This is a genomic window from Pseudovibrio sp. Tun.PSC04-5.I4 (genome assembly GCF_900104145.1).
Lineage (GTDB): Bacteria > Pseudomonadota > Alphaproteobacteria > Rhizobiales > Stappiaceae > Pseudovibrio.
Map to the genome: position 1 here is coordinate 617,351 of NZ_FNLB01000006.1, position 18,022 is coordinate 635,372.

General features: G+C 49.5%; 15 protein-coding genes. 7 read left to right on the top strand and 8 right to left on the bottom strand.

From position 1 onward, the window contains the following. Nucleotides 1-20: 20 nt before the first annotated feature. Both pdeM and BLS62_RS07880 read right to left on the bottom strand, forming a co-directional pair. On the bottom strand, nt 21-725 hold the full coding sequence (pdeM, locus tag BLS62_RS07875; protein WP_280141885.1) for a ligase-associated DNA damage response endonuclease PdeM: 705 nt from the start codon (nt 723-725) through the stop codon (nt 21-23). A 38-nt stretch (nt 726-763) separates the two neighbouring features. Further along, nucleotides 764-3,292 carry a ligase-associated DNA damage response DEXH box helicase gene (locus BLS62_RS07880; RefSeq protein WP_093179048.1) on the bottom strand — a complete coding sequence of 843 codons (2,529 nt, stop codon included), beginning with the start codon at nt 3,290-3,292 and terminating at the stop codon, nt 764-766. A 352-nt stretch (nt 3,293-3,644) separates the two neighbouring features. Here BLS62_RS07880 and BLS62_RS07885 point away from each other — a divergent pair, with 352 nt between their 5' ends. The 3 genes from BLS62_RS07885 to BLS62_RS07895 all read left to right on the top strand — a co-directional run bounded on the left by BLS62_RS07885 (nt 3,645) and on the right by BLS62_RS07895 (nt 5,594). Next, nucleotides 3,645-4,037: a DUF4440 domain-containing protein gene (locus BLS62_RS07885; protein WP_093179051.1), complete on the top strand. Its 393-nt coding sequence runs from the start codon at nt 3,645-3,647 to the stop codon at nt 4,035-4,037. Between the two features lie 275 nt (nt 4,038-4,312). Beyond that, nucleotides 4,313-4,933 (top strand): 2-hydroxychromene-2-carboxylate isomerase, encoded by a 621-nt coding sequence (locus tag BLS62_RS07890; RefSeq protein ID WP_093179054.1) that lies wholly within the window; start codon nt 4,313-4,315, stop codon nt 4,931-4,933. Between the two features lie 136 nt (nt 4,934-5,069). Continuing rightward, entirely contained in the window at nt 5,070-5,594 is a 525-nt protein-coding gene (locus tag BLS62_RS07895) for a hypothetical protein (RefSeq protein WP_208990740.1), read from the top strand. 62 nt (nt 5,595-5,656) lie between these two features. On the opposite strand, the gene BLS62_RS07900 is transcribed toward BLS62_RS07895, so the two are convergent. Beyond that, the gene (locus BLS62_RS07900) at nt 5,657-6,526 is read right to left on the bottom strand and encodes an acyl-CoA thioesterase (protein ID WP_093179057.1); all 870 of its coding nucleotides are present in this window, start codon (nt 6,524-6,526) and stop codon (nt 5,657-5,659) included. Nucleotides 6,527-6,592: 66 nt separating this feature from the next. Next, a complete protein-coding gene (locus tag BLS62_RS07905) occupies nt 6,593-7,633 on the bottom strand; it encodes an alpha/beta hydrolase (protein ID WP_208990741.1) in 1,041 nt (346 codons plus the stop codon). Between the two features lie 108 nt (nt 7,634-7,741). Between BLS62_RS07905 and BLS62_RS07910 the strand changes: the two genes are divergently transcribed. Next, nucleotides 7,742-8,146 (top strand): secondary thiamine-phosphate synthase enzyme YjbQ, encoded by a 405-nt coding sequence (locus tag BLS62_RS07910; protein ID WP_208991132.1) that lies wholly within the window; start codon nt 7,742-7,744, stop codon nt 8,144-8,146. 17 nt (nt 8,147-8,163) lie between these two features. On the opposite strand, the gene BLS62_RS07915 is transcribed toward BLS62_RS07910, so the two are convergent. The 3 genes from BLS62_RS07915 to BLS62_RS07925 all read right to left on the bottom strand — a co-directional run bounded on the left by BLS62_RS07915 (nt 8,164) and on the right by BLS62_RS07925 (nt 10,685). Then, nucleotides 8,164-8,532, bottom strand: a complete 369-nt coding sequence (locus tag BLS62_RS07915) for a hypothetical protein (protein ID WP_093179066.1) — start codon at nt 8,530-8,532, stop codon at nt 8,164-8,166. A gap of 147 nt (nt 8,533-8,679) precedes the next feature. Then, on the bottom strand, nt 8,680-10,392 hold the full coding sequence (locus tag BLS62_RS07920) for a sodium:solute symporter family transporter (RefSeq protein WP_093179068.1): 1,713 nt from the start codon (nt 10,390-10,392) through the stop codon (nt 8,680-8,682). Then, nucleotides 10,389-10,685 (bottom strand): hypothetical protein, encoded by a 297-nt coding sequence (locus BLS62_RS07925; protein WP_093179071.1) that lies wholly within the window; start codon nt 10,683-10,685, stop codon nt 10,389-10,391. Before BLS62_RS07925 ends, BLS62_RS07920 begins: the two co-directional genes overlap by 4 nt. Before the next feature lie 466 nt (nt 10,686-11,151). Here BLS62_RS07925 and BLS62_RS07930 point away from each other — a divergent pair, with 466 nt between their 5' ends. Then, a complete protein-coding gene (locus BLS62_RS07930; RefSeq protein WP_093179074.1) occupies nt 11,152-11,826 on the top strand; it encodes a response regulator in 675 nt (224 codons plus the stop codon). Nucleotides 11,827-11,904: 78 nt separating this feature from the next. Here the strand turns inward: BLS62_RS07930 and BLS62_RS07935 are convergent, their stop codons facing one another. Continuing rightward, nucleotides 11,905-15,435 carry a PAS domain-containing hybrid sensor histidine kinase/response regulator gene (locus tag BLS62_RS07935; RefSeq protein WP_208990742.1) on the bottom strand — a complete coding sequence of 1,177 codons (3,531 nt, stop codon included), beginning with the start codon at nt 15,433-15,435 and terminating at the stop codon, nt 11,905-11,907. 105 nt (nt 15,436-15,540) lie between these two features. On the opposite strand from BLS62_RS07935, the gene BLS62_RS07940 reads away from it, so the two are divergent. Continuing rightward, nucleotides 15,541-16,323 carry a hypothetical protein gene (locus BLS62_RS07940; protein ID WP_208990743.1) on the top strand — a complete coding sequence of 261 codons (783 nt, stop codon included), beginning with the start codon at nt 15,541-15,543 and terminating at the stop codon, nt 16,321-16,323. Nucleotides 16,324-16,873: 550 nt separating this feature from the next. Further along, nucleotides 16,874-17,980 (top strand): PAS domain-containing sensor histidine kinase, encoded by a 1,107-nt coding sequence (locus BLS62_RS07945; protein ID WP_093179077.1) that lies wholly within the window; start codon nt 16,874-16,876, stop codon nt 17,978-17,980. Nucleotides 17,981-18,022: the final 42 nt, after the last annotated feature.

Sequence of the window (18,022 nt, forward strand, 5' to 3'; positions counted from 1 at the left end):
GCTCGTTTGAGCGCCTTACTTCATTTATCCGCCAGCAGCTTTGACGCTGTGAAGGGGAACAAACGCCCGTTCCCGAGCATGAAGACCGAGAACCGGCGCGCCTCGAAGATGTCAGAAAACGCCTTATCCATCACATTCAAACCACCGGTCAACGCGCCAAAGGCTGGCAGAATGAGCCGATTGCCATTGGTTGCAAAACAGAACCGGCGAATGGTGCGGCCCATCCGGCGCACTTTGGCGGCAGGATGCAAATGCCCGCAGATCTCTCCGCGTTCAACGCCTTGTTTTGGCTCATGGCGAAAGTTCAGTGAATTGAGGCTAAGCTCGTTATACCGCTCGCCCTGAATATGGCAGGCAATCTTCGGATCATGGTTGCCGGTAATCCAGATCCACTCGCGCCCCAGCTGCATGGTGGTCAGCATGGCAAGGTAAGCTGCTGGCATCCGTTCTGAGCTGTCGCAATCGTGGAAGCTGTCACCAAGGCAAATAACGCGGCGTGGATCAAACAGGTCCACAAGCGTGGCGAGTTTTTCAAGTGTTGCGGCAGTGTCGTAAGGCGGCAACATCAAGCCTTTGCTCTTGGCGATGCTGGCTGCCTTTTCAAGGTGGAGATCAGAAACAACCAATGTCCGTTCTTCTGGCCACCACATAGCGCCGCTGTCATGCAGGCCTACAAGTTCTCTTGCGAGCGACAAGTCGTGGCAAACAGGAATAGGTTGGCGAATACTCGGTTCTACTCGTTGCTGCAACTGACTGTTGGGTCTCAAAATTGGGCCTCCAAAACCAGATCTTCTGCTGCATCTGCCAGCAGCGCGTCGGTCGCGCTACCAAATATAGACTCTTTTCCAATTTCCAGAAGAACAGGAACAGCCAATGGTGAGACGCGCTCCAAAGCACTATGCGTGATTCTTTTGTCTATACGAGAAAGAAAGCGTCCTAAACGAGAGATATCCAAGAGTCCTGTAGAGGCATCGGTCCAGGTTGCCTGTAAAAGCACGTGTTCGGGCTCGTGGTCATGTAGTACGTTATAAATAAGGTCCGTATTTATAGTTATTTGCCGTCCGGTTTTTTCTTTGCCGGGGTGACGTTTTTCCACGAGACCAGAGATCATCGCGCAATTTCTAAAGGTGCGCTTCATCAAATTACTTTCCGCAAGCCATGCGTCTAGGTCATCACCCAGCATATCTTCTTCAAATAAATCATCCAGCAGCAGTGTGCCCGCCTGTATGGCAAGCCCCAGATCCCGAAGACCCCAGAGCGCCAGAGAGTACTCAGTGGCCACAAATCCAAGCGGGTGTAATCCGGCGCGCTCCAACCTGCGTGTCAAAAGCATTCCCAGTGTTTGGTGGGCCAATCTGCCCTCAAACGGGTAACACACCAGATAGTGCTTATCGTTGCGCGGAAAGGTCTCTACTAACAGACGGTCGTACTCTGGCAGTTGTGATTTTTTTCTTTGCATGGTTAACCAATCGTGAACCTGACCGGGCAAAGAAGGCCATGTGTGCCTATCAGATAGCAGAGTGCGGACGCCATCTGCCAGATAGGTGCTGAGGGGAAACTTGCCACCTTGGTAGGAGGGAATTTTGGGATCACTCGAGGAGCTGCGCGAAACATAGGCCTCGCTCTCTTTCAGGCCCTCAAATTTCAACACCTGACCTGCGAAAACGAAAGTATCGCCGACGGCCAACTGTTCAATAAACCATTCTTCAATCTCGCCCAGAATTTTTCCACCAAAACCCAATGGGCGTTTGGTGTTTGGCCCGCGCGGTTTCACCTGCCTGACTTTCAGTGTAGCTGCATCCAGTATGGTTCCGGAGTTTAACCGGTATTGCTGAGCAAACTGTGGATTGGAGACCCGATAGAGGCCGTCTTTTGTCTGCCTAAGTTTGGCGTATCTGTCATAGACCTTGAGCGCATATCCGCCCGTTGCTACAAATTCGACAACTTGTCTGAAGAGATCAAACTCTAAATAGCGATAGGTCTGGCAACTGATGACTTCTTCATAAAGCCGGTCAGGATCAAACGGAGCAGCGCAGGCCACACACATGATGTGCTGCGCCAAAACATCAAGCCCGCCATCCCGAAGGGGAGGAGTATCTTGCTCCCCTGCTTCAGAGGCTTCGAGCGCAGCTTGACATTCCAACACCTCAAAAAGGTTGGAGGGAACAAGAATTGCCTTGGAGGCTTCATTCATACGGTGGTTCGCGCGGCCAATGCGCTGCGCCAGACGGCTCGCCCCTTTAGGCGCGCCCACGTTGATCACCAGATCAATGTCGCCCCAGTCAATGCCCAGATCCAGTGAAGACGTGCAGACAACGGCCTTCAACTGACCCGCCGCCATATGGGCTTCAACTTTACGCCGCTGCCCTACATCCAGCGACCCGTGATGAAGCGCGATCGCGAGCGTGTCCTCATTGATGCGCCACAGTTCTTGAAACAGCCGTTCAGCTTGGGATCGCGTATTCACAAACACCAGTGTGGTGGTGTGCGCTTTGATCTCCTCATAAATCTCCGGCAAGGCATATAGGCAGGAATGACCAGACCACGGCAGCCGCGCTTGTGTCTCCAAAATACTGATGTGAGGTTTCGCACCGCCTTTGGCTTGCACAATCTCGGCAAGATGCGTGTCTTGCGAAAGCGGTTGCTCCACCAGATAGGCCCGTAAATCTTTTGGATGCGCAATTGTTGCAGAAAGACCGATACAGCGCAGATGAGGAGCCAGCTTACGCAAACGTGTCAGCGCCAATGCCAGCATGTCCCCCCGCTTGGAGGTCACCAGTTCATGCAGCTCATCCAGAATAACAAACTGCAAGTCAGCGAAGAGGCGCTTTGCGTTCTGATCGGACAAAAGCAGAGAAATCTGCTCAGGCGTGGTCATTAGGATATCCGGCGGAATGCGTTTTTGCCGTTGTTTTTTGTGGCTCGGCGTATCGCCGCTTCGCGTTTCCAGCTTTATCGAAAGCCCCATCTCCTCAATGGGCACTTCCAGATTGCGATGAATATCCGTCGCCAATGCTTTCAAAGGAGATATGTAAAGCGTGTGAAGACTACCAAAGCCAGAGGCTTGCGCGCTACCGCGCTTTCGCTTGTCTCCCTCCTTGCGCAAATGCAGATCAACCAGACTTGGCAGAAAGCCAGCCAGAGTTTTACCGCCGCCGGTTGGAGCAATCAGAAGTGCAGAAGCTCCGGAGGAGACCTTCTCAAAAAGCTCCAGCTGATGCGCGCGCGGCGCCCAGCCACGATCACAAAACCAATCCTCAAAAACGGATGGAAGCTGAGGAATGTCGGCCATAGAAGCCACAAGGAAATCCTGAACACGAGAAATAAGCTGGCGCACTGTGCCATCAATGATTGCATGTGCCAATCAGAAACGGGGCAAACCAAGAACATTATAAAGCAGGTTACCGCGAAGGAGGATAAACGGGCATTGCTCCGCCATTATGGGCCAATGCAGGAGATTTATTCTGTGATGGGATAAACAAACCCTCCTAAAAACCGGAAAATACCGGTGAAATCTGTTTCCTTCTGAAAAAAGGACTGGCAAACTGAGACCCATCCACGGCATATATGCGATATAGGATCAATTAGGTTGCCTTCGTGAAAAAAGCAGGCACATCAATAAGCTGGGAAAAGGGGCGGTCAAAATGAGTGTTCAAGACGAAACAGAACTAATGCTCTCCGAGTTGTTTGATAGCTATGCAGACGGGTATGAGGATTACGACACCAGCGCGATTGCAGAGTGCTTTGCGTTTCCGTGTATCGTCTGGCAGCAAGATGGTGGCCACGTCTTCAATGATAAGGTTGAACTGAGCGAAAATATTGAAGCGCTCCTCGAAGTGCTCCGCGAGCATGATGTCACCTCCACCATCTACGAGGTCGTCTCCTCTCACATCTCCGGTTCAACAGCGAGCGTTAGTCTCGACTGGCAACAGGAAGATGAAGATGGCGAAGCGGTATTCGACTTCACTTGCCACTATCTCCTCATCAACATTGATGGGCTTTGGAAGATCGCAAGCATCATAAACGAGCCTGCCTGATCTGGTAATGCCTCTGAGATTTTGAAGTTTTGAAGCTCCCGGCTGTGATGGTTCGGGAGTTTTTCTATTTCCTTTCAGGAAAAACGCGTTCAACGCAAGCCAACGCACAAAACCTTTCAAGCCAAATTCCAGTCAAAAAGTAAGTCCGACTTTGCCTTATGCCCGCAGTTCAGACGAACAGCGCGTTTTTGTGAACGGATCTGCAAAACCTGACCATTGAATTAAATGAGTATTTCCCTGAGGATAGCCGCAATTGAACGCAGTGGGGAAAGCTGATGTCTGTGCAGATCGATTATTTCTATACACACCTGTCGCCTTGGGCCTTTTTCGGGCATCAGGAATTTATGCGGATCGCGGATAAACACAATGTGTCCGTGGTGTATCGCCCGGTCAATTTAGGGATCTTATTCCCGCTCACAGGCGGTCTGCCATTGGGCAAGCGCCATCCGGCACGCCAGCACTACCGCTTTATCGAGATGCAACGCTGGTCAGAAAAGCGTGGCGTTTCAGTCAATTACAAGCCTGCTTATTTCCCGACAAATACCCTTCTTGCAGATACTGTCGGTGTGACACTGCAACAACAGGGCGGCCCGACTGGCACTTATTCCCAAAAAACCTTCGAGGCTGTTTGGAAAAAAGAACAGGATATAGCAGAGGAAAAAGTGATCTCTGACATTTTGACATCACTTGATTTAGATGCTGCAAAAATAGTAGCCACGTCGAAAACCCCAGAGATTCAAGAGGCTTACGCTGAAAATGCGCATCTGGCAGAAAATGCGGGCGTTGTTGGCTCTCCAACTTATCTTCTAAATTCAGAACCGTTTTGGGGACAAGATCGTCTGGAACTGCTGGAAGATGCGTTGATAAGTGGACGTGCCCCCTTCCAAACTCTCTAGATACTCCCATCTCTAGCATAAGGTTCAACACTACCAGATTGCTGCTACAGTGATCTGGTAATCTGTGTTGCAGTCACGCCAAATGACTGGTGTTGAGCAGTAAGCTATTGATGTGAAATGGATATGGGGAAGAACCGTGAAACGATCAATTCTTGTAGGTGGGATATTTGTGGTGAACGCGCTGCTTGGTGTGTCTGCTGTATACGCACAAAGTGAACCAGATGTTCCCATCAGATTTGAAATGCAGGAAACGGATAAAGGCCTCATCCGCCTTGATACTCAAACGGGGATAGTGTCCCTGTGCGAGAAAAAGGGCGCACACCTGATCTGCCAACCCTCAGTCGATGGAATCAAAACTTACGAAGATGAAATTACACGATTAGAGGTCGATAATAGCCATTTAAGACAAGAGCTTACGCGAATTTCTGAGGTGCTAGCTGTCTTGACCGTAAATGCAAACAACGCCGCGAAAGAAACCAGTAACGGCCTCAAACTCTCTGCTACCTCTTCCAATGAAGAAGGTTGGCTCGGAAAAGAAGAAGAAAAAAAACTAAACGATGCGCTTGAATTCACCGAAAACGCCATGCGCCGTTTTTTCAGCGTTGTTGAAGAAATGAAAGACGATTTCCAGAACGAAGATACAGATAAGCCAGCGAACTGAGTGTGGGCATAAAAAAACCGCCTTCAAACGAAGGCGGTTCTTAAAATATTGTTTTTAGTGACTTACTGGCTCTGTAAAGCTGCCAGTGCAGTGCGGATATCTTCTGTAAGCGGCACTGTTTTGCGGCTGTTGAGATCCATGCTGATAGACACCTGATCACACACAGCTGCCAGACGCTTGGTCCGCGCTTCAAAAAGGTGATGGCGAATTGTGAAGGTGTTTTCCTGAACGCCAGTAAGCGTTGTGATCACTTCACCCATATCACCCTGCTTCAGCGGGCTGATCCAGGAAAGCTTCTGTTCCAGCGCAACACGGCCATATTCGTTCTCATCCAACCAAGCAGTGTTCATCGGAGTCCGCTCCCAAATATGGGCCGCAGCATCTGAGAAGCAGGCAAGTGCAAATGCATCCTCTGCTTTATTCTCAGCGTTAAGGTTGCGCGGAAGAACGGTTGCACGACCAGTAAGCACCGCGCCGCTCTTGAACAGATCGTCAGCAGTCGGCTTGCCGGAAAATGGACTTGGGGTTATGCCACGAGGAACAGCGTTCTTCGAGATATTCTCCTCAACGTCCTTAAACCGGGCGCGTAATTGCTTGGCAGAAGTAGGGTTTGGCGTGTACCCATCAATCGCAGTCGCGCAGATTTCCCCGGTGGAACCTTCGATCATCTCATGCACAACAGAGAGCATGTGAGGGCCGTCAAAAGCGACGTAAGACTTAACTTTGATCAAAGATGCGGCGACCAGTTCAGCGTGGTAACGCACATGACGAACCCGTCGTGCTCCAACCAATGTTTCACTAAAACCGGTCAACATTCTGAACTGGCGGTCAGCTTCTTCAAATTTGGAGAAGTAAAACTGCACGTTCAAATGGTCGTTCTCGTCGCATTCCCATGTATTCACAAACGAGAGAAGTGTTTCTAAGCTTGCCATATTCAACCCTTTGTGCAGCCTCGGTTCTCTTGCGCGACTATGATATCACTATAATCTGTAATCAGATCAGGTCGAACCGAATTTCGTCCTAAGAAAGTTATCTATCCTTTGGTTGCTCAGCTTGGCAAGAGCAAGATCAAAACTTTGAAACACATGACATCCATGGGGATAAACCTCGAGTGATGTCTCAACACCGGCATATTTCAACCTAGACGCGAGAAAAATTGTATCATCCAACAGCGGATCTTCTGTACCAACACTTAGGAGCGTTGGTGGCATTCCTTCCAAGCGGGCATACAGCGGGGATATCTGCGGGTCTCTTGGATCTTCTTCTCCAAGTAGAAAATGACGCGCAAACATCTTCAAATCACGTGTTGTTGGAAAGAGCATTTCCTCACCCCAAAGCCTTGCTGACGGCGTCAGCGCAATGTCATACCAACCTGCGGTCAGAACCAGTGCTTTGAAGGGCACCATTCCATGTTTATCACGTAGCCGCAATGCTGAGCTAAGAGCCAGAGTTGCGCCTGCGCTTTCTCCACCAAGTGCAAAACTGTTCCAGCCGTAGGTGCTTGCGCCTTGATTTAGCGCCCAATGGCAAGCTGCCTCGCAATCATCAGGCCCTTGCGGATAAGGATGCTCTGGAGCGAGCCGGTAATCTACTGAAAGTATATCAAGACCACTGCTATTAGCATAGGCTTCAAGTAACGGGTCCTGAAATGAAGCTGCGCCAAAGACGAATCCCCCACCATGAAAGTGGATGAAAACGCCTCCATTACTGTTATTTTTGGCTCTAAACAAACGCATAGGAATGCTGCCGTGTGGGCCTTGAGCTTCCAATTCTATTGCGTTTTCAGAATAAGTAGGGATAGGAATGGCGCCTATTCCTTGTAGTCGCCGTTCGCGGGTAACAGAAGGAGGGAAACTCCAAGGATCTGGAAGAGCTCTCAGCTGCTCTGTCAGTTCTTTGTTAAAGGCCTTTGCCTCCGAAGCAATTTCTTGGCTTATGGACTGAGGAGCAAAATTCTCGACCATGTAGTGTCTCCAAAAAAAGTATAAAATGCTAAAAATGTGTAGAGGAGTTGTCGCCCAAACCGCCGCATAAGACAACGATGTAATTTAAAGGGACAGGATACAGGCATGTCAGGCTGGTCAAAGACGAAGAAAGGCTGCGAAGTCTGGACGATAGACACCAATAATGTGCAACTGTCCCAATCTATGGGGCGGCTGGTCTTTATGACGGAGGGCTTCGGCTTTTATGAGATGACCAATGAAATCCGAGAGTGGGTGAAGTCTCTGGACTTAAAAGATGGTTTGCTTACCTTGTTTGTACGCCATACCTCCGCATCTATCACCATCCAAGAAAATGCTGACCCAACAGTCCTGCAAGATCTGTTGAAAGCCTTGCGGATGCTTGCGCCTGAAGAGGGCGGTTGGCTTCATGATGATGAGGGGCCAGATGACATGCCAGCACACATTAAGACCATGTTGACTGGAGTATCTCTCCAAATACCTGTCGTGGAAGGCGAATTGGATTTGGGAACGTGGCAGGGCATTTATCTGGCTGAGCATCGCAGAGCGCCACACCGGCGCTCCATGACCCTGCATTATCTGGGAACGTAATACTCAGGCAGGATTAATCAATCCAGCATTGCGGCGATGACACTCACAAACCATAGGCCAACGGCGACTGCCATCGCTTTCTTGGAAAACTCATGATAGGCAATGCGCAGTGCATCGCTTTGCAATTGGTCAGGGTCTTGTAGTCCGCCCGGATCCTCTTGTCCTTTGACAAATACCCAGGCTTCATCTCCATCATTTTTCCCGGTAGGCATATGCCAGGCTTTATAGATGAGCACTCCGCTCAGGGCGATTGCAAGCATAGCCCCACTTCGAAAAGAGCTGGTTGGGTCAAAGCTTAGGGCAGCCATCACCAGGAGCACTCCAAGACAATAAAATCCGCAAATGCGAGCAACGCTGGCGTGGGCAGCGCGTTGTAAAGCGTCCATAGGTTTCTCCTAGGCTTCTGTTGGAGACAAACTATAGACACAGTAGTATTGAGTTCAGCTTATCGCAGGAAGTAAATTGGAATTGACGTAAACAGATTGCAAACGACCTGCATGACCAATAACAGTTTAATTAGATATTTCAGAAAATCACATCTCAAGAACCATTAGTTCTTCATCATTGCCATTGTCACTAATACTAGGGCCATCAGATGTCAGGTCTCTTCCATTTGGTTGATGTAGTACTTTTACAGCGTGAGCACTTCGCTCATCTTTTGATAAAGTGCCATAAGAAAGCGCAATACCTGTGGTGAAACTGACGATAACACCCAGCAGTCCACCCATCTCTGCAGGTAGACCAAACCAGAAACCGGTCGAGTCTGTCATGACCGCCAGTGCATAGAGCAGAGTTACTCCGACACCAGAAAAGATAGCGCCATAGGCAGCAACAGCTTGGAACCTATTCCACCAGCAAGAAAGAACGAGAACGGGAAAGAATGCGGAGGCTGCAAGAGACATTGAAAATGCAAGCCCGTCCAGAATGCGGAAACTGTCTGTCAACGCTAGGTACGTAACAAGCGTACAGGCAGCCAGCACGACCACACGGGCAAGAACTATTTTCTGGTTCAGCGACGCACGCGGCAAAACCAGAACTTCAACCACATCACGGGAAAGAGTTGTTGAGAGCACCATGAGCAGCGCAGAACAACTCGCCAGTGATGCCGCAACAATTCCCGACCTCACAAGAGCTGCAATGAGTCCGCTCTGGCTGCCTTGCACCAACGCATTTGGCCCGAGCAAGCTTTGAAGCCGTTCATCGGCGAGAAGCAAGGGATAGGCCGATCCGATGACGACAAGCAGCAGGAGGAAAGAAAGGGAATAACCTGCCGCTCGGCGCGAGTCCGAAGACGTCTCCGTATGCATATATTTGCTGAGCAGGTGAGGGAGGCTTGCCACGCCTACCGCAAAAAAGAGAGCTGTGGCGATAAGAGGCCATAACCCGCCTGCATAGGGACCAGACAATAAGAACCAGCCGACACTGGTGTTTTCCAGATCAATAAGAGCGATCAGCTGATCAAGCAACGAACCTTCAATTGTGGTTGTGAAGCCTGTGGTTTCGATCAAAGCTGGAGAGGTGAGCTGATCAAGCCCAAGAAGGATTGCTGGAGAAAGACAGGCAAACACCATCAGCACGGCCTGTAAAGCCTGCGTCCAGACAGCGCCGCTCATACCACCCAAAACGACCGAAGCCAGAAGCGTTAGAGCTAACAACAAGACGCCTGTCGAGGCGGGAGCATTGAGAGAGGTCGCGAGAACCTGCCCCCCGATCAGCAATTCAGTGCTTAACAAGGGCAAAATAATGAGAACAAGCACGCCAGCTGTCGCCAATCGCAATGTATTGCTCTGGAAACGCACGCCAAGAAACTCGGGGATCGTAGCCGAACCAAACTTACGCAAGGGAGAAGCAAGCAAGACAGCGCACAAAACGAAACTACTCGCCCAGCCCAAAACGATTGGGAAGCTCACATAGTTAGGCAGATGCGTCAGAGCAAAAAACAACGGGAAAAAACTACCACCCACAAAACAGGCGGCAAGCGTCATTCCAGTCATGCCAGCTGGTACATTTTTTCCGGCCCAATGAAATTCAGTCAGCCTCATGGTTCGGGCCAATACGCCCACCAATGCAAACACGATCAATGGAAGTAATGCCATCAGAGCTTCTATGAGGACAGCAACAACGCCTGCTTTCTCCATAACGGCCAACAATCCGGTCAGCAGAAACAGGGCGAGAGCAAACAAGGCAAGTGCGAGAGTTGCGCGGCGATATTGAGAGGTCTGCGGGCCTAGGTTGGAAAGTGTCATGGCTTGGTCCCTCGGCGCCGTGCAACGCTGGCGTTATCTTCATCCAGACGATCTTGAGCACCACAGAACCAGGAGGTCAGGATGCTCGCTATAAAGAAGAAAAAACAAGCCCATAGGTAACTGCTGGAGATCGAGTTGAGAATGTCACTAAGCCCCTCAATCATTTCCGCTTGGCTTTGGCTGGGTGAACCGAAGTAGAGCACCAGAACAATAAAGAGGGACCAAAGTGTTAGCGTAGCAGCCATGAGGGCACGTGTTTTCGTCCAATAAGCAACTCTGTTTGGTGTACGCACCCGTCCCTCCAGCAATGGAAATTTAACGTATACATACTCTACCCGTCGCAGGCCGAACCGCTAGACTAAAATTACGCACCCCAATATTAATCCCCAACCCTCAGGGCAATACCGGTGCATTTCACGCAACCCCATACCCATACTTTGGGCGCAACTTCTGAGTTCTATGCATACGGGGCAGCAATATCTTAATGATTACTGATGGTTTTGTGATAAAAAGCGTGAGATGGGTGAAAACAATCAACTTCATGCTTGCCAGCACCTCCTGCATTCGCATAATGCTTTTGTATAGGGGGTTGCGACCAGTTGAAGCTTTTAAGATTCACGGGTCGCAAAAGATCTATCGTAACGCGTTAAGGGAGAGACTGAAAAATGCTCAATCTCTTAAGGCGTCGAAAACTGTTCATCTAGTGGCGTGTGTCGATGAGACGGATCGTTGGCCACAAGAAACAGTCCACGACAAGAAATGGAGGAGCACAGCGTGCAAAACGCGGTCCACCGCTTTATTATCGCTGATGACCACCCGCTATTCCGTGGGGCAATGCGTCAAACAATCGAGAAAAAGTTTGCATCAGTTAAAATCATTGAGGCTGGGAGCCTTGATGAAGTAACCGCAGCACTCGATCGAGAAGAAGACGTAGACTTGATCCTTTTGGATCTGTCCATGCCCGGAATGCGAGGGTTTTCTGGTTTGATGTACTTGCGTGCTCAATATGTGGGCGTGCCGATTGTTGTCGTTTCTGGTACAGAAGATCCGACCACAATCCGTAGCGCTATTGAGTTTGGCGCGTCAGGGTACATTCCAAAATCACTTGGTATTGAAGTCATTCAAGACGGTGTTTCAGTTGTTCTGGAAGGGGGCGTATGGATCCCTCCGGATATCGACCTGAACACGGTAGATGAAGCGACTAAGATGGCACAGCGCTTGGCATCTCTCACACCACAACAGGTGCGAGTGTTAATGATGCTGTCACAAGGCTTGCTGAACAAACAGATCGCCTATGAACTGTCTGTATCAGAAGCGACTGTGAAAGCGCACGTTTCTGCGATCTTGCAAAAGCTTGGCGTAGAAAGTCGTACGCAGGCAGTTATTGCAGCGGCCAAGATTGAAGCTGGCCAGTGGCAAAGCATCGCGGGTTAATAGCCTAATCAGCTACTATGAAATCAAAAGGCGCTCAATTGAGCGCCTTTTTTGTATTTAGAAACGGACCTGTAAGGATCACTCTCCCAAAGCTGCTTTGCAGCGCATCAGGTGAGCTCTGAGTACAGCAGGTTTCAAGGGCTTGTGGATCATGTCCATGTCTTTGTCGGTCGCCTCGGCACGAACCTCGGCTGTCCGGTCTGCAGTAATGAGCATTGCGGGGAAGTGGACGCCAAACTTCCAGCGCAGGTGCACCACAGCTTCAATGCCAGTTCCCTGATCCAGATGGTAATCTGCCAGAATGATATCCGGTTGAGCTTTGCTGGCGTAGATTACTTTTGCTGCTTCCTGTGTGTTTGCAGCTGTAATGACGTTACACTTCCACGTCCGCAGTAATGCCTCCATGCCCTCAAGGATCTGTGGTTCGTTATCGATGGCAAGTACATTAAGACCCGCCAGCTGACTGACAATCGCACGCGGTTGAGCTTGCTTTTCAACCACAGGCACGCTCATGGTTTCCTTCATTGCAACAGAGAAACAAGACCCTTTGTCATCCTGAGACTTGAGAGAGACTTTGAGATTAAGAACCGTGCTGATACGGTCCACAATAGATAGTCCCAGACCAAGTCCAGAGGCAATCCGTGCGCCATCATCCAAGCGGCGAAACTCTTTGAAGATCAGCTCTTGCTGGCGCTCTGGAATACCAATGCCGCTATCATAGACACTCAGGTTGACCATGTTGTTCTTGGCCTTCCGTACCCCAACAACCACCCCGCCATGCGTCGTGTACTTTAAGCCGTTGGAGATGAGGTTCTGTAACAGCCGGCGCAACAACCGCCGATCAGAGCGAACGCATACATCAGTGGCCCGGATCTTGAGCTTGAGCCCTTTCTCCTTGGCAATTGGCGTAAATTCGACGCGTAGCGGGTTGAGAATGTCATCCAGTCGGAAGGCCGAGATCTCAGGTTTAAACGTGCGGGTATCCAGACGGGAAATGTCTAAAACAGCACCGATGATTTCTTCAACGGACTCCAGTGAGGCCTCAATGTTGCTGACAAGCTTACGATCCTCTGGATCTCCATCGGTAAAGCGATCTGTCAACGTTGAAGAATACAAACGCGCTGCATTGAGTGGTTGCAATATATCGTGGCTGGCAGCGGCGAGAAAGCGTGTCTTGTCTTGATAGGCCAGTTCTGCCGTCTTCTTGGCAGTTTCCAGCTGCTCGTTGACCTTGGTGAGTTCTTCTGTCCGGTCACGAACGCGCTGTTCCAGATTTTCGTTTGCGCGTGCCAGCGCCTCTTCGGCAAACACACGCTCTGTAATGTCGGTATAACTCGTCACCAACCCGCCAAAAGGCATAGGGCTTGTTCTCACTTCAAGAACGGTGCCATTGGTGACTAGGTGTTCCTGATAGGTTTCCTGACGATTGATAAAGTTGTGCATGCGCAAACCAACGATCTCATCAACATCACCATCTCCAAACTCACCAGCCTCTGCGATGTACCGAATGATCTCCTCAAGCGATATGCCAACCTGACCAAACTTGGCGGGGAGCATGAGCATCTCGCGGTACTGGCGGTTCCAACAGATGAGGCGGAGGTCTTTGTCGTAAACCGATATTCCCTGACGCACCTGATCCAACGCAATTTGCAGCAGGTCACGGTTATACTGAATTGCCTCTGTCGCATCATCAAGCAGCTTGATTGCTTCTTGCGTCCCCGGATCCCGGCGTTTGAGCAAAAGAGAGAGTACAAGCCGCGCAGAGGCGGATCCGATGGCACTGGCCAAGAGTTGCTCGCAGAACCGAAGGATGACAACATCCGCTTCCTCATGACTGTCAATCTGAATACGGTGTTCGGCGGCATAGGTGTCAAAAGACCGCTGGGTGCGCTCCTCGCCCACATAACGGGAGATCGTTGCTTGCAGATCACCAATCGTCACAGCGGTCCGCAATTTACGCAGAGTAGGGGGTGGCATCATGCCTGTTGGCACGAATGTGTTCGCCTGTATTCGTTCAATAGCAGTTGGTTGGCGGGAAAGAGAAAATACAATAAAACAGGTCAGACCAACCAGAAGGCTCCAAAATACACCATGCACAAACGGGTCGAGATCGAGATAAAACAGCGCTTCAGGTTTTAAAGCTCCTATTCCCCATGGGCCATATTCTAAAATGTTGCTGCCAAAAATGTTTTCGCGCGCAAAAACCGGTAGCAGCAGAGTGTAAAACCAAACCGCAAAGCCTGTTGTCATGCTTGCAATAGCACCGCGAGCATTGGCTCTGCGCCAGATGAGGCCGCCGATAAAGGCCGGTGCAAACTGGGCGATTGCTGCGAAAGAGAGCAGCCCAATGGAAGAGAGCGCCGCGCTGTCGCCTGCAACACGATAATAGACGTAACTTCCCAATATGACGAGGAAGATGGACATACGCCGGACGCCAAGCAGCATCTGGCTCATATCCTCTCCAGACGTGGAGATAATTTCGTCCTCGCTGCGGCGGCGCAGAATAATTGGCATCACCAAATCATTGGAGACCATGATAGCCAAAGCAACCGTGGTCACAATGACCATAGCGGTCGCGGCTGAGAGCCCTCCAATGAATACAAGGAGAGCCAACCAATCGGCGTCATAAGCGCGAGGCAGAGCCAATACAAACATGTCTGGGTTGACGGTGTTGCCAAGAATGGTAAGCCCGGCTAGCGCAATTGGAACCACAAACAGGTTGATGGCAATAAGGTAAGTTGGGAACAACCATGCAGCCCGCTTCAACTCTGCTTCGCTGTTGTACTCTGTTACGGTCACATGAAATTGGCGGGGAAGTAACACAATAGAGAACATCGACAGAAGGATAATGGTAGCCCACTTGCTGATATTCACATTCGTGAACAGATCCTGTGAGCTGCTTGTGTTTGCAAAGGATGCGTGGAGCAAATCCCAAGGCCCATCAAACAGCACAAACGTAACCCAAACTCCAATTGCCAGAAACGCGATCAGCTTAACGACTGCTTCTGTGGCAATGGAAAGCATCAAGCCTTCCTGATGCTCAGTGGCATCAATATGCCGAGTTCCAAAAAGCCATGTGAACACAGCCATGAAAATGGCGATCAGGAGCGTTTCGTCACCGAAGATTGAGATGCTAGTATCTTCAAGAGACAAAAGCGGATGCAAAACAATAGTGCCAACGGAAAGATCAAGCGCTTTTAGCTGGAGCGCAATGTAAGGGATCATGCCAACAAACGCGATAAGCGTTACGATTGCGCCGACCAATGGATTCTTACCGTATCGAGCGGCAATGAAATCAGCAATTGACGTGATCTTTTCAGCTTTCGCCAGTTTGATGACTCGCAGCACCAAACGGTATCCGAAAGCAAATACGATGATCGGACCGAGATAGATCGCGATAAATTCAAAGCCGTTACGAGAGGCTGAGCCGACAGAACCGAAAAATGTCCATGAAGTACAGTAGACGGACAGCGAGAGCGCATAGATCAGCGGTCTACCGTTGCTTTTCTTGGGGCGGGATTTCGCAATTTTATCCCCATAACTCGCAATTACAAACAACAGTAGAATATATGCCAAAGCGACAAGGACTACGATCCAACCTTGAAGCATGTTTCCCCCGTCGGACAAAAGTGCCCGTTACTTCCATTAAATGTTTTTGGTCTCTCAATATTGCACAGTTGACTGATCTTTCGTGAAAGGCAAGAGTCCTGTGTGATGAATTGCGTCCGTGGTAAGTGCGTAATTTTTCTGACCTCTACGAAAGGGTATGAGTTGGGACAGCAACCTAATCCGGCTGTAAAGAGTGAGAAGGGTGCCTTTGAGAATATCGATAAGGTGTTGTTGGATAATCCGAGCTGGATCAGGCGGATCTACGGGGTTTTCTTTAAAAAATCCGATCTGGATACCTTGGAAAAGCTCAAGACTTACCTTGAGCGGAGTGCTGCTTATCTCACCTACAAGAATGTACAGGAGTATTCACGTTCACGGGCTGGCGTTCATTGGAATATGCTGTTGGATGACGGTGAATTTCAAATAGCTTTGGAAAAGTCACAGTGGATTACTTTTGCCATTTCTGCTGAGTTGGTTGGCGAAATGGTGCTGATCGTCCTGCGTCAGAAAACACAGACCGACCCGCAGGATCTGGCTGGCACATTAGGTGTCATTCTCAAACAGATTTTGGAGGAGCACTCCAGGTTATCATCTGGTCTGTCAGTTGAGTGGATCAATTCAACCAATAGTATCCTGCAGAAAATGCGTACAGGCGCACTTGTGCCGCCTAAGTTGGTTTCCGATATCGCAACAGCACATGTTCCCAAGATCTTCGCGAGCCTTCCTGTACATAAACGGATACCCGGATATGATGAGTTGCTATTACTCAATGGACTGCATTTGAACCTCCTGCAGTTGCAACATGAGTTTACGATTAAGGCGAACTACAAGGCTTTGGCTAAGGCCGCTCTAGCCAGTCAAAGTCGCTCTCCTGATCCTGATCTGTAAGAATATGCTTGGCGGCCGGGCGTTGATCGAAATTTGCGGGTTTTGCGACTCGTTCATTTCTGATTGCTGAATTCAATAGGATGTGTTCCTGAATGATGCTGCGGTGGAAAACCACGCAGAACCGTACGCAAACCCTGCGACATATACGCGCCGCATAAGGAAACTCGCTTACTACTTTAGGTTTAATAATGGCGGGTGATTGAGCTTGGGATTTGGAAGATTAGGTTAGTGCTGAGGAGAGTTTAAAATTCTGCTTAGATAAACTAACCCAAGGGATTGGTGGTGTTTTGGCCGACCAATCTAATGCGACTAATGAATAACACGTTGAAATTCTGAATTACACAATAGAACTTGTACAATTTTAAGTTTTAACTCTGAGTTTGCCTTTCCTAATATATCAATATTGAAGGGGTAGTTAATCGATAAACCAAAGGGAACTAGGTGATTGACCTAGCTTCAACCATGAGATAGCAGGTTAGTCAAAATACCCATCTAGTTACTCGATTAGTTAAGCGTTCGGGTACGCCTATAACAAAGCTAGGATACTCAAATGGTCTCCTCTTCGTGCTTGCACAGCGTATTGGATACGGCCGTTAATGGCATTATCGTTATAAATGATAAGGGAACGATCCTTATCTATAATCGTGCCTGTGAAGCCCTTTTTGGATACAAGAGCGATGAAGCTGTAGGACAAAACGTCAAATTGTTGATGCCGAGCAGAATAGCTGCAGAGCATGATGATTATCTCAAAAAATACATTGATACGCGTGAAGCGAAGGTCATTGGTATTGGCCGGGACGTTATTGGTCGCCAGAAAGACGGGACTGAGTTTCCGCTGGAACTGTCTGTCGGCGAAGCGGTTACTGAAACCGGACGACAGTTTATTGGTGTCCTGAGAGACCTCCGTGCCACTAAAGAGTATGAGGAGCGCCTACGCGTCCTCCAATCAAATCTAGTTACTATGACACGTGTGAATGCCCTTGATGAAATGGGGGCTGCAATTGCGCATGAGGTCAATCAACCGCTCACAGCACTCATGCTCTATCTACAGACTGCAGCACGCCGGGCGCGGGCTTCTGAAAACTCAGACGAAGCTCTCTTAAGCTTGATGGACAAAGCTGTTAGAGAGGCTGAACGGGCAGGTCATATCATCCAGCGCATGCGTACATTTGTTGAGCGGCAGGCTCCCCAGTCCATCGGAACTGGGTTGGCATCGCTGATTGACGACTGTCTTGAGCTGGTGAAAATCGGGCATGAAGCTGATGACGTCGAGTTCTTCTCTACATTTGTTGACTACGAATACCAGCTAGAGTTGGATTCAGTTCAGATACAACAAATTCTGGTTAATTTAATCCGAAATGCAGGCGAGGCTGTAAAGGGCCAGCCTGTAAAGCAAGTAGTTGTTTCAGTCGAACGGGACGATAGATGCGTCCTTGTTAAGGTCACGGACACTGGTTCCGGAATTGAAGAGGAAGCATTGTCGCACCTTTTCAAGGCATTTACTGGGACAAAGCGGCGCGGTTTAGGTATTGGACTTGCGATTTCCAGAAGTATAGCTCAAAACCATGGGGGCGATTTACTTGTAGAACCCTACAAGGAAGGTAAAGGTGCAACCTTCACTTTACGGCTCCCTGTAAACTCAAAAGCAGCAAGCTGAAAAGAAGCTGTTGCTTAGAACAACAAGAATAAGGACCTGAGC